Annotated in this window: 8 protein-coding genes and 1 pseudogene; 5 read left to right on the plus strand and 4 right to left on the minus strand. The window is 55.7% G+C overall.

Translation table 11 applies throughout. The features are described 5' to 3' along the window. Positions 1-211: pseudogene (locus tag ABD76_RS16445) on the minus strand (IS1380 family transposase); the annotation flags it as partial. 503 nt (positions 212-714) lie between these two features. Between ABD76_RS16445 and ABD76_RS30205 the strand changes: the two are divergent. Then, entirely contained in the window at positions 715-846 is a 132-nt protein-coding gene (locus tag ABD76_RS30205) for a hypothetical protein (protein WP_275100819.1), read from the plus strand. Between the two features lie 810 nt (positions 847-1,656). On the opposite strand, the gene ABD76_RS16450 is transcribed toward ABD76_RS30205, so the two are convergent. Further along, positions 1,657-2,217 (minus strand): GNAT family N-acetyltransferase, encoded by a 561-nt coding sequence (locus ABD76_RS16450; RefSeq protein ID WP_197258322.1) that lies wholly within the window; start codon positions 2,215-2,217, stop codon positions 1,657-1,659. Between the two features lie 244 nt (positions 2,218-2,461). Between ABD76_RS16450 and ABD76_RS16455 the strand changes: the two genes are divergently transcribed. Continuing rightward, the gene (locus ABD76_RS16455; protein ID WP_197258323.1) at positions 2,462-3,676 is read left to right on the plus strand and encodes a multidrug effflux MFS transporter; all 1,215 of its coding nucleotides are present in this window, start codon (positions 2,462-2,464) and stop codon (positions 3,674-3,676) included. Positions 3,677-3,748: 72 nt separating this feature from the next. Here the strand turns inward: ABD76_RS16455 and ABD76_RS16460 are convergent, their stop codons facing one another. Together ABD76_RS16460 and ABD76_RS16465 are read right to left on the minus strand one after the other, a co-directional pair. Further along, positions 3,749-5,140: an amidase gene (locus ABD76_RS16460; protein ID WP_197258324.1), complete on the minus strand. Its 1,392-nt coding sequence runs from the start codon at positions 5,138-5,140 to the stop codon at positions 3,749-3,751. A 282-nt stretch (positions 5,141-5,422) separates the two neighbouring features. Beyond that, positions 5,423-6,637: an MFS transporter gene (locus tag ABD76_RS16465; RefSeq protein ID WP_197258325.1), complete on the minus strand. Its 1,215-nt coding sequence runs from the start codon at positions 6,635-6,637 to the stop codon at positions 5,423-5,425. A 349-nt stretch (positions 6,638-6,986) separates the two neighbouring features. Here ABD76_RS16465 and ABD76_RS16470 point away from each other — a divergent pair, with 349 nt between their 5' ends. The 3 genes from ABD76_RS16470 to ABD76_RS16480 all read left to right on the plus strand — a co-directional run bounded on the left by ABD76_RS16470 (position 6,987) and on the right by ABD76_RS16480 (position 12,242). After that, entirely contained in the window at positions 6,987-8,717 is a 1,731-nt protein-coding gene (locus ABD76_RS16470) for an ABC transporter ATP-binding protein (protein WP_197258326.1), read from the plus strand. After that, on the plus strand, positions 8,711-10,549 hold the full coding sequence (locus ABD76_RS16475; RefSeq protein WP_420901951.1) for an ABC transporter ATP-binding protein: 1,839 nt from the start codon (positions 8,711-8,713) through the stop codon (positions 10,547-10,549). The genes ABD76_RS16470 and ABD76_RS16475 overlap by 7 nt, the downstream gene beginning before the upstream one ends. Positions 10,550-11,030: 481 nt before the next feature. After that, positions 11,031-12,242, plus strand: coding sequence for an IS4 family transposase (locus ABD76_RS16480; protein WP_242069605.1), 1,212 nt, complete (start codon positions 11,031-11,033; stop codon positions 12,240-12,242). The last annotated feature ends 30 nt before the right edge of the window (positions 12,243-12,272 follow it).

Genomic DNA, 12,272 nt, shown 5'->3' on the forward strand with positions numbered 1-12,272 from the left:
CAAAGTCACTTTTCCCTTGACAAAGTAGCCCCAGGTACGCGTAGACCACATCCGGGTGAGTGACCGTGGGTTGATGTACACCGGGAAGCGAGGAACGAGTCAAGCGCTTGGCAATCTGGGTATGGGAAAGGAGCAAGCCAATGAGGGCAAGACCGGAATGAGCGGTCAGCATCTCCACGGACTGATCCAGTTGAAAACGTACGGGTTTCATCAATGGCACCTCCGGGGTGAGTTAAAGAAAATACGGGAATTCTTCCCTTTTCTTTATTTTACTTTACCGGAGACTCATTTTCTAACTTTTCTATGATTTCATTTCACGGATTCAGGTATAATGTTTTAAGTAAGTTACTGGAAAAGAAACCTTCATGATTTCTCTGGCAAGCCTAGCATGAAAATAGCGAGCGTTTAGTTGGTTCATTGTCTTCCCATACCGCTAATAACATGGCGCGAAATACGTTGCTTTTATGGTGAACAGAAAAATGCTTACTCCCGCCGTCAATGCCATTTCAGTGTAGGAGGATTGGAAGTATGGGAGTTTAATTCGATCGCTTCGCAGGCATAGATGTGAATCAGAAATATCGATTGTCGTTTTGTGTGATGACAACAGATTCATCTGGTGAGATTCAAAGCGAAGTCCGTACATTCGGGCACATTAACCAAACACCTCTTTGAATTGCTGAAGTATCATGAAACACATGAAGTACCCACATTGCAATGGAAAGCACGGGGATCTACTGGAAGTCTGTATACAACAACTTGGAAGGCTACTTTACGATTGTGCTCGCGATTGCCCAGCGAATCAAAAATGTGCATGAACGGAAAACGGATGTTTGCTATGCGGAATAGATTGTCAAGTTGCTTCATGTAGGACTCATTGAAACGAGTTTTCGTTCCAAGGTAGGGCTTAAGAGAGTTACGCGATCTTTGCCGTCTCCGGAAGAAGCGAATCGGGGGGCTGACAGCGGAAAAGAATCGCATTCAAAAATACCTGGAAGCATCCAATGTGAAATTAGGAACTGTCATTTCAGATGTCTTCGGCGTGTCAGGACGCAGTCTCTTACAATGACTGGTGGATCAGGGGATGTCGGCGCCTACGATGCAGAGGAATGCGTCAAGGTAACTTTTGGAGTTACAGTGTAACTGAAGTTTTTGGATGGTATTATAGTTCTATTTCTGGAATGGGCAATTTATCCTTTTATGACATTGTACTAGAGGTAACAAGATTATGATCTTACCAAATATTTGTTTTGTTGGATATGATTATAAGACTGTTCGATTAAAATCTCAAGGGTTCTGTGTTAATTTTGTTATTGTTAATGTCATGGAACGATATTGACTCGTCTTTACCCGGACGTACACATTATGGAACAGCTTGAACCAGCCTTTGGACGAACTTTAAGCGGATAATGATGCGGGACTATGTAAAATTTTCCCGCCGGGAAACTTAGGGGGGCTAATACGCGTAAAGGATACTCATATTGCGGGGTACCAAACCACGTGCGGGACGCAGGAGGGAGATTAACACCGCGTTTGTTTCTCAAGATGTTTTCTAGGATTTGCAACTTGCTCGGCACAGCTAGCGCTGCAGCACACAGAAACACCCGGCACGGGGTGTCCCCGTGAGCGTATGCATACATGGACATATTCGTTCAGGCGTTATTGCGTGGGGAGCTCCTTCTCGAACAGCAGATAGCCCTTCGGGATCTCGCCTTGAAAAGTGTAGCCCGCCGCGCGGTAGAACGCGTTCAAGGCCGGAACGCCCGCCTTGCAGTCCAGGCGGAGCCGCCGCTTGCCCGGGAAGCGGATGCCGGTCTCGACCCAGCGGAGCACCGCTAGTCCCAGCTGGCTGCCGGCGAAGGCGCGGTCGATCGCCAGGCGATGCAAATAAATGGACTCGCCATGACCCGCTTCGCCCTTGTCGCCCAGGCTGCTCCATAGCTCCCGGTCCCAGGCGCTCGGCTGCTGAAGCAGCATGACGACGGCGGCCGGATCGCCGTCCCGCTTGAAGAGGAAGACGTCTCCCTTGGCGATGGAATTCGCCATCCCGTGAACATCGACGCCCTGCAGCAGCTCATTCCATTGCGTCGAGCCTTTGCTGTTCAGCCAGGCGGCTGTGCGGTACAGCAAGGACATAATCGCCTCGGTATCGGCGTTTTCGGCTTGCGATGCGTAGATATCGTCCTGAACCCGTTCCTCGATAATCCGAAATGTTTTCATAGGTGGCCGTCCCTCCATTCATTTCTTTTGATTTCTTTTTTTCGACGTGAAGTTCCCGGCTTCCTGCTGATCACGATCGGCTGCAGCCGCCCGCCAGAGCGGCGGATCGCTGTTCCTCCGCCGGACGGCCGCAAGAATACAGTGGATTCTATAGGCAAAATATGAAATATTCAAGTCTTGATTCCCTCACAAGTTGTAACTATAATTGTTACAATTGCAATTTTATAGAGAAAGGTTGTCATACATGAATCCTGGAACAAATCTGAATGCTTCCGTGGCGGCCGTCCCGCGCAAGCGGAGACTCGCGATCGCGCTCGTGCTCGGCTCGATGACGGCGATCGGGCCGCTGTCGATTGATATGTATTTGCCGTCGCTGCCGATGCTCGCCGCCGATCTGCAGGCAAGCACCTCCTTGACCCAGCTTAGCCTGACGGCGTGTCTGCTTGGCCTGGCGCTCGGTCAACTGGTCATGGGGCCGCTCAGTGACGCGCGGGGCCGCCGCGGCCCGCTGCTGGCGTCCCTGACGGTATACGCCGTCGTCTCTTTCTTGTGCGCCATTGTTCCGTCCATGTGGGGCTTGATCGCCCTGCGCTTCCTGCAGGGGATGGCCGGCGCGGGCGGGATCGTTATCGCGCGAGCGATGGTGCGCGATCTATACTCCGGATCGGAGCTGACGAAGTTTTTCTCGCTGCTCATGCTCATTAACGGGCTGGCGCCGATCGCCGCTCCGATCATTGGCAGCCAGCTGCTCAAATTTACGTCCTGGCACGGCGTATTCACGGTGCTGGGCGCATTGGGGCTCCTGATGATCGCTGCAGCTTACTTTGGGCTGGCGGAGACGCACCCGCAGGATCGGCGATCGTCCGGCGGCGTCCGGACGACCTTGTCCACCTTCGGGGGACTGGTGAAGGATAAGGAATTTATGGGATATGCCTGCACGCAAGGGCTGGTCTCTGCCGCCATGTTCAGCTATATCTCGGGTTCTCCTTTCGTGCTGCAAAATATTTATGGCGCATCGCCCCAGGCGTTCAGCCTGTTCTTTGCGCTCAACGGGTTCGGTCTTATTTTGGCCACCCAGATTACGGGACGGCTGGCTGCGCGCCATGGCGAAATGCGGCTGTTCATCGCGGGGCTGATCCTGTCCTGCAGCGGAGGCCTCGCGCTCCTGGCCGCGATTCTGCTGGACGGGCCGCTCTGGTCGGTTCTGCTCCCGCTCTTCGTGTCGGTATCCAGCACGGGGGTCGTCAATACCGCCGGCTTCTCCCTCGCGATGCAGAACCAGGGCAAGACGGCCGGCAGCGCCTCGGCCATGCTCGGGTTGCTGCCCTTCATCGCGGGCTCGGCGGCGGCGCCGCTCGTCGGGATTGCCGGCAGCGATACGGCCGTGCCGATGGGCGTCGTCATCGCCTGCTGCGGGCTTGGGGCGGCCGGCTGCTATCGGCTGCTGATCCGCCGCTAACCCGCCATCGTACAATCATATATCCCCGGTCCATCGTTGGGCCGGGGATTTGTCGCATAGGGGGGGCTGCGTTCAGGAACCGCAAGTTCCGGAGATGATCTGATCCCGCTTGCGATAATAGCCGCCGAGCTCGCTCTGCTCATACGTATAACCGGTCCGGATTAGGCGATCCTCCCGCCGATGATCGGCGATGAGCTGCAAGCCGACCGGAAGCTGCTCCTGCTTCGTAATGCCGCAAGGCAGGGTAAGGGCCGGCATGCCGGTCATATTGAAAATCTCCGTGTAGCGGGTCATCGCGTCGAAGATGCTCTCGGTATAGGAGCCGAACGTGACGGATTCAACCCCGATGCGGCGCGGCGGGATCGGGAGCGTCGGCGTGGCCAGCACGTCGACCTGCTTGAAAATCCGTTTGAACGCTTGGGTGTATTCTTCTTTTTTGTGCAGCGCGGTAAGGTACTGGAGGGACGTAATATCGAGCGACGACTCCAATATCGCGCGCACGTCGGCCCCCAACTCCGCCAGACAGCAGGCGATATCCTGGCGGTGGACATATCCGGCTTCGGCTGCGGCAATGGTCAGCCCATATTCCTGATACCCGTACAGGAACGAGGTATCGACCTCGACGAACACGGCGCCGAGCCTCTCAAGAGCCGCCAGCGCTTCCCGATACAGCCGCAGCGTTTCCTCCTCAATATGCTCATTGAAAAAATTCACCGGGACGCCAATGTGCATGCCGCGAATATTATCAATCAGATGGCGGGAGTAGTTTTTGCCCCCAGAAAGCGCGTCCATCATGATCGCGAGGTCTTCCATGTTGGCGGCAAGCGGGCCGACATGATCCATCGTCCACGAGACGAAATCGATGCCGGACGTCGGAAGGGTTCCATAGGTCGGCTTTAGCCCGGCAATGCCGCAGGAAGCGGCCGGAATCCGCACGGAGCCGCCGGTATCCGTTCCGATGGAGGCGACGGACAGATTGGCGGCCACCGCCGCTGCGGAGCCGCCGCTCGACCCTCCGGGGGAATATTCGATGTTCCATGGGTTACGGACCGGCCCATAGTGCGGATTATTGGACGTGATGCCGAGCGCGAATTCATGCATATTGTTTTTTCCCAGCATGATCGCCTTCTCCTTATTCGCCCTGCGGATGACGGAAGCGGTCCGTTCGGGAACGAAATTGCGGTAGATCTCGGAACCGTTCGTCGTCCGGACGCCCTTGGTTGCCAGATTGTCCTTATAAGAAAGCGGAATCCCGAACAGCAGCCCCGGATTCTTGCCGCGGTTCCATTTCTTCTCCAGTCGCTTCGCCTTCTTCAGCGCCCGTTCCTTCGTAACGGTAATAAAGGCGTTATATGCCGGGTCGCAATGTTTGATTTCTCTTAAATATTCGCGGGTGATTTCTACGGGAGAAAATCGCTTGTTCTTGTAGCTGCTCAACAGCTGCCGAATCGATCTTCGCTTCAATTCTCATCCTCTCCTTCTGCATATGCGTGGTGGGACAGGGAGGCTGCCGATTTCTATCATTCCGTCATTGAGAGACAGCCTGTCTTCTTGTATCCTGTCACAGTAGTATGCTAGAGAAGAGAGAAGAGTGTGGGGAGTGGACCGAATCGGGAGGCGGCTTGGAAAAGTTGGGTTCGGCATCGTATTCTGTCAGGCGAAGAAAAAGTGAAATTGGGAAACGGAGCGGCGGCCCCGGGAAAAGCCAAGACCCTGACATCGGGTCAGGGTCAAGTAAGGAAGCCGTTATACCTGGTGGACGGCCGCGCTGGCGGATGGGGCTGCCGTTCTGCCCAGTCGGGAGGAGGCCATGACGATGAGGAACAGCAGTCCCATGAACGACATCAGCAGCCACTGAGCCCCGGATACGCCGAAGGCGTCCATCATCCAGCCGGTCAACCGGGGCACGACGGCCCCTCCGATGCCGCCGGCGGCGACGAGCAGGCTGGTCATCCGCTCGGTCATGCCGGGCAGGACATGATTGGCGAACACGAGCGCGATCGAGAAGATGCCCGCCATGCCGATGCCGAACAGCAGCGTCACCGCGAAGCTGCTCCACAGCTCAGAGGCGAAGACGAAGCCCGCCATCATGAGGAAAGACAGCCCGCAGCTGTAGAACAGATAGCGGGCATATCCCATTCGCTCCGCCAGCACGCCGGCGAAGAAGCGCCCGAAGGCCATCGTCCCCCAGAAGAAGGTGATGCTGATGGAGGCGGTGGCCGATGTCACTCCTGCATTCTCGATCAGCATGGACGGCAGGAAGTTGACGAAGCTCATTTCGACGCCGACATAGGTCAGAAAGAAGACGATCATCAAGCCGATAAACAGCCATCCGTTTGCTCCCAGCTTCGAAGGCGCTGCCGCGGCTGACTGCCGTTCCCCGGCTTCGCGCGGCTGCCGGCGCAGCAGAGGCTCGGCCTCTCCCAGCGGGAGGAACAGCCACAGCGCGCCCGTGCCGATGGACAGCAGAGTGACGCTGATGAAGGAGGCATACCACATGTCATACATAATGAAGACGGAAGAGATAAGCGGAATCAGCAAGGCGCCGATACCGAAAAATACTTCCAAGCGGCTCATGGCAATCGCTTTGTTGGCGCCCATGAATTCAATGATGATGGCGCCGATGATCGCCTCGATCATCCCGAAGCCGAGGCCCGCCACAGGAGCGGCCGTCAGCATCCATTCCCACGGGGGCAGGAAGCAGTATACCGCCTCGCCGAGCGTGAGGGCAGTCAACGCGAAGAGCAGAGCGCCCCGGCGCCCGATGCGGCTGGTGAGCAGCGGCGTCAGCAGGACGCCGACCAGAAATCCGGCGAATTGATTGAAAATAAGCTGGCCTCCGTCGCCGTACGAACGCCCGTAGCGGGCCATCATTTCCTCCAGGACGGTACCGATAACAACATGGGCCAGGCCGATAAGAAAATAACATAGGCATCCGAGCCGGAAAATACGTTTCATCATTCGTTGTTGTCCAATCCTCCTGCTGCATCAAGTAAAAATATAACCCAATCATATGCAATCCTTCACATATTGTCGAGCGCAATTCCCAATCTATGCTAGAATGAATGTACGATAACGTGCCAGGACACGCTGTGCGGCATACGGGGCATCATTCCGCGCCCGGCATGGCGGCTTCATCGGGGGCGGAAGGCGCCGGCAGGCCTCGGCAAGGCCTGTAAGCTGCTGCGATGGAAGCGCTTCGCCGGCAGGCGGGATACCGATAATCGACTTATCTCCGGGCAAGGAACCGGGGCAGGACTGCCTCGCGCAGCAGGACGGTTCCGTCCCGGCTTGGGGAAGGAGAGTGTGAATGAGGAAGATACTATCATTTCTGCGCCCCTATCGGGGGCCGATGATCTTCGCGCTGGCGCTCATGCTGGTGGAACTGACCGTGGAACTGTGGCTCCCGCTGCTCATGGCTCGAATTATTAATGATGGGATTATAGCCCATCATCTCCCCGCGGTTGTGAAGTGGGGAGGGCTGATGGTCGGATTGGCGTTGTTCGGCTTCGTATGCGGCATCATCAACTCATACTATGCGGCGCATGTGAGCCAGAACTTCGGCTATGATATTCGGAAGCACCTGTTCGAGAAAATTCAGTCCTTCTCGTTTGCCAATTTCAGCCGCTTCCCGACGGCAACGCTGATTACGCGGGTGACGTCGGACGTGACGACGATGCAGAACGTCGTGTTCATGGGGCTGCGCATCATGATGAGAGCGCCGCTGATGATGATCGGAGGCCTCGTGATGGCGCTGCTGGTCAACGTCAGGCTGGCGCTGATTCTGGCCGTCGTCACGCCGGTGCTGTTCATCTTGCTCGTCTGGCTGATGAACAAGGCGTTCCTCTTGTTCCGCTCGGTGCAGGAGCGCTTGGATCGGGTGAATGGGGTGCTGCGCGAGAACCTGTTCGGCATGCGGCTCATTAAGGCATTCGTTCGCGATAAGCATGAAGTGGAGCGGTTCGAGGAGGCGAACGGGCAGCTGATGGATCGGACGGTCGCCGCGCTGCGTCTCGTCGAGTTCACGGTTCCGCTCCTCCTGCTGCTGATGAACGGCAGCATCCTGTTCGTGCTGTGGTATGGCGGGCTGGGCGTGCAGATCGGCAGCACCAACCTCGGCGAAGTGGTGGCGATCGTCAATTATACGACGCGGATTACGGGAGCGCTGTCGATGGTTTCCATGATTATGATGAATCTGTCGCGCGCCAAGGCGTCCGCCCAGCGGATCGCCGAGGTGCTGCAGAGCGAGGCCGACCTGACGGATGCAGCCGATGCCGATCCGCATGCGGCGGTAAGCGAAGGCCGTGTGGAATTCCAGCGCGTCACCTTCCGCTATCCGGACACCGAGGCACCTGTGCTGCAGGACGTGTCGTTCACGGTACGCCCGGGCGAGACGATAGCGATCATGGGAGCGACCGGCTCCGGGAAATCATCCCTGTTCCAACTGATACCCCGGCTGTACGACGTCACCGAGGGATGCGTCCTGCTGGACGGGATGGACGTCCGCCGCATGACGATGGAGCAGCTCCGCCGCCATATCGGCTATGTGCCGCAGGAGGTCGTGCTGTTCAGCGGCACGGTGCGGGACAATATCCGCTGGGGCAAGCAGGACGCCTCCGATGACGAGGTTCGGGAGGCGGCGCAGCGCGCCCAGATTCATGACACGATTATGAAGCTTCCCCGCCAATATGACACGATGCTCGGGCAGAAGGGGATCAATCTGTCCGGCGGACAGAAGCAGCGGCTGTCGATTGCCCGGGCGCTGATCCGGAAGCCGAAGCTGCTCCTGCTGGATGACAGCACGAGCGCGCTCGATGTGAAGACCGAGGCGCGGCTGTTGGATGCACTGGGGGCTTATTCTTGCACGACCTTGATTATTACGCAAAAAATCAGCACCACCCTCCAGGCGGATGCCGTTATTCTCATCGATGACGGACGCATATTGGATCAGGGAAGCCATGACGAGCTGATGCGCCGCAGCGAACTGTACAGGCGCATCGTGCAGTCCCAGTTCGAGCGAGGGGAGGGGGTTCCATGCTGAGGCTGAAGCTGCCGGAGAAGCCCGGCATGGCCGCTGCGGACCGGGCCGGGGGGAGAGCGGCGGCCGGCGGTCCTTCGAAGAAGCCGCGGGCCAAGGACTGGTCAGGCACGCTGCTGCGCATATGGCGTTACATGTCCGGCCACACAGGACTGCTGGCCCTTATTTTCCTTATGGTACTGCTGACGTCCGGGCTGGGCTTGCTCGGTCCCTTTCTGGTCGGGTATGCGATCGACCATTATATCAAGACGCAGGAAGGCGGCAACTTCTTGCTGCTCCTCGTCCTGCTCGGCGTCGTGTACCTGCTGTATTCGGCCGCGCTCTTCCTGCAGAACTACTGGATGATCGGCGTCGCGCAGAAGGCGGTCTATGCGATGCGCTCCGATCTGTTCGGGAAGCTCCACACGCTGCCGGTGCAGTTCTATACGAAGCGGCAGCATGGCGAGCTGATGAGCCGGATTACGAACGATATCGACAATGTGAGCCAGACGCTGAACAGCTCCTTCATTCAGTTGTCCTCCAGCATTCTGACCTTTGTCGGCATGCTGACCTTGATGGTGTGGCTGAGCCCGCTGCTGACGCTGATCACGTTGACGATCGTGCCGCTTATGTTTCTCGGCATGAAATGGATTACGCGGCGGACCGGACGGTTTTTCAAGGAGCAGCAGCGCAATCTTGGGGATATGAACGGATTCATTGAGGAGACGTTCTCGGGGCAGAAGATCGTGAAGAGCTTCTCGCAGGAGCAGAAGGTCATTCAAGAGTTCGCCGAGAAGAGCGAACGGTTGAAGGCTTCCGGGTACTGGGCCCAGACGTATTCGGGCTTCATTCCGAAGCTGATGAACGTGCTGAACAATATGAGCTTCGCCATCATCGCGGGGGCGGGCGGCGTGCTGGCGCTCCACGGGCTCGTCTCGATCGGGGTTATCGTAACCTTCTCCGAGTACGCGCGGCAATTCACCCGGCCGCTGAACGATCTGGCGAACCAGTTCAATACGTTCCTGTCCGCGATTGCCGGGGCGGAGCGGGTCTTCGAAGTGCTGGAGGAGCGCGAGGAAGGGCAGGGTGAGCAGGATGCGATCCGGCTGCAGCGAGTGCGCGGCGAGATCGAGTTCGTGGATGTCTCGTTCGCCTACGAGAAGGACGGGCGCACGCTGAAGGACGTCTCCTTCCGGGCGGAGCCCGGCCAGACGATTGCTCTGGTCGGGCCGACCGGGGCGGGCAAGACGACGATTACCCAACTGCTCAGCCGCTTCTATGACTATGACAGCGGCCAGATCTATCTCGACGGCGTTGAGCTGTCCGCCATAGACCGCAAAAATCTGCGCAGCCATATGGGCTTCGTGCTGCAGGATTCCTTCCTGTTCCAGGGCACCATTCGCGACAATATCCGCTATGGCCGGCTGGACGCCACCGACGAGGAGGTCGAGCAGGCCGCGCGGCTGGCGAATGCCCATTCGTTCATCATAAAGCTGCCGCAGGGGTACGAGACCGAACTGAGCCAGGATGGCAGCGGCATCAGTCAGGGCCAGAAGCAGTTGCTGTCGATCGCGCGGGCGGTGCTGGCGGATCCGGCGATTCTCATTCTGGACGAAGCGACCAGCAACATCGACACGATTACGGAGATGAAGATACAGGAGGCGCTGTACCGGCTGATGGAGGGGCGAACGAGCATCGTTATCGCGCACCGCCTCAATACGATTCAGCAGGCAGATTGCATCCTCGTGCTGGAGGACGGACGCATCATCGAGCAGGGAAGCCACGAGTCGCTGCTGCGGCAGCAGGGCTTCTACCACGGCTTGGTGCAGAGCCAGTTCCGGCGCCAATCGGGATAGTAGACGCTGCGCCGGGTGACAGGATTCACATCCGGTGCAGGCATTTCCTGAAATGGATTGATCCGAATTGGGTGAATTTTTGTTGTTCCTTTTTTCTTTGAAGTGATCGCCAATTCGTTCTTTTCTTCATACTGTAATAATAATGATAAATATTATAATAAATTAAAAAAATGGGAAAAGTTGTTAAAAGCTTTCCCTGATGATGGTAAGGTAAAGGCGGATAGAGAAATGGAGGTCATTTAAATAAATGAATCGTAAGTTAGTGATCCGTCTGGCTTTGATTTTGTTAATCCTTCTTAATTATTACGCTTGTTGATTATTTTGGAAGTGATAAATATGAAGTGATAACAAAATCACAGATAGAACATATTGGAGCTACAGAGGGAATCACCGTATTGGCGGAGGAACGGTTAAATGAGCGGAATAAACCTGCCGCTCTTATCTTTTATGAGAAGGAAATCTATATCGGTTCCCACACCTGTTGATTAACCACAAAATGGTAGAAAAAAGCCGCACACCCGGTAAAATGTTTGTACGCCTACAAACTCAACCGAAGAAAGGTGGCGACTCCATGAAAAAGTCTACCACGATCCTGTCCATCCTTCAATCCGTTTTGCCTGCAGAAGAAATCGATTCTGCAATCGAACTCGCCGGCTATAAAGACAAGGCCCGCAAGTTTACCGTCCATCATTTGCTACAATATTGGGCGATGGCTGCCTCTGAACAATGGGATAGCTACCGTTCAGGTGTGGTTCATGCAGCAGCCAGCGGCTTGCTTCCTGTCCATTATTCCAGTTTTTCCGGAAAGGCAGCTGAGGTTCCCTTTGCTGTATTCAAGGAGCTCCTACACCGGCTCATCCAAACCTGTAATCGTCAAACGACCCGAAAGCTGGCCTTTCCTAAAGAATTGCTTTTGATTGACTCGACGACCGTAACGGTAGGAAAAACTCGCTTGCCCTGGGCCCCTTACCATGGTGAGCGTTCGGGCATTAAGCTACATGTTTCTTTGCAAGCCCAATGCGACTCCCCTCTAAACGTGGTCGAAACGGTTGGTTCGAAACATGATGGTCCGCTCTGTGAAAGCTTAACCCATTTGGATTACATTATGGTTATGGACCGGGCTTACGGGAAGCTCGAACGATTAGATCGTTTCAAAGAAGAAGGTCAATCCTTTGTCGTTCGACTGCGTGATAACGTTCATCTTGAAAAACCACGTGCTCTACGCCGGCAAAAAGAGCCTAACAGCCCGGTCATCCGGGACATTACGTGCCAACTTGGAACAGAGCAATGTCGATCCAAGAAGCGGCATCGCGTCGTTACCTTCCAAGATTTCGATGGCCGAGAACTCCGCGTCGTTACCGATCTCATGCAAGTGACCCCAGAAGAAATCGCACAGATGTATAAAGCCCGGTGGCAAATCGAGGTTTTCTTTCGCTGGATCAAGCAGCACTTGAATATCCCTACTTTGTTCGGGACAACTGAAAATGCCGTGTACGGGCAGCTGTTTGTAGCTCTCATCGTTTACGTGTTACTCAAATGGTTATTTGATACCACTCAAGGGGTCGTATCTAGGCATCAAAAGCTGTCCTTTATTCACTTTGCACGTCTATTTAGGCTAAATTCCCTTCCTCCCGAATGGCTCGTTAAGATGCAGAGGATAAGAGAAAAATTCAGCCCTGCCGGGCTTGTTTGAGTTACACAATTTGGTTAATCAACATGTCTG

It is taken from the genome of Paenibacillus dendritiformis (genome assembly GCF_015845845.1).
Classification (GTDB): Bacteria; Bacillota; Bacilli; order Paenibacillales; family Paenibacillaceae; genus Paenibacillus_B; species Paenibacillus_B dendritiformis_C.

Bases quoted from the DNA above. Each gene is read 5' to 3' on its own strand.
- ABD76_RS16470 (WP_197258326.1), top strand. From the start codon at position 6,987: ATGAGGAAGATACTATCATTTCTGCGCCCCTATCGGGGGCCGATGATC.
- ABD76_RS30205 (WP_275100819.1), top strand. From the start codon at position 715: ATGGAAAGCACGGGGATCTACTGGAAGTCTGTATACAACAACTTGGAA.
- ABD76_RS16455 (WP_197258323.1), top strand. From the start codon at position 2,462: ATGAATCCTGGAACAAATCTGAATGCTTCCGTGGCGGCCGTCCCGCGC.
- ABD76_RS16465 (WP_197258325.1), bottom strand. From the start codon at position 6,637: ATGATGAAACGTATTTTCCGGCTCGGATGCCTATGTTATTTTCTTATC.
- ABD76_RS16450 (WP_197258322.1), bottom strand. From the start codon at position 2,217: ATGAAAACATTTCGGATTATCGAGGAACGGGTTCAGGACGATATCTAC.
- ABD76_RS16475 (WP_420901951.1), top strand. From the start codon at position 8,711: ATGCTGAGGCTGAAGCTGCCGGAGAAGCCCGGCATGGCCGCTGCGGAC.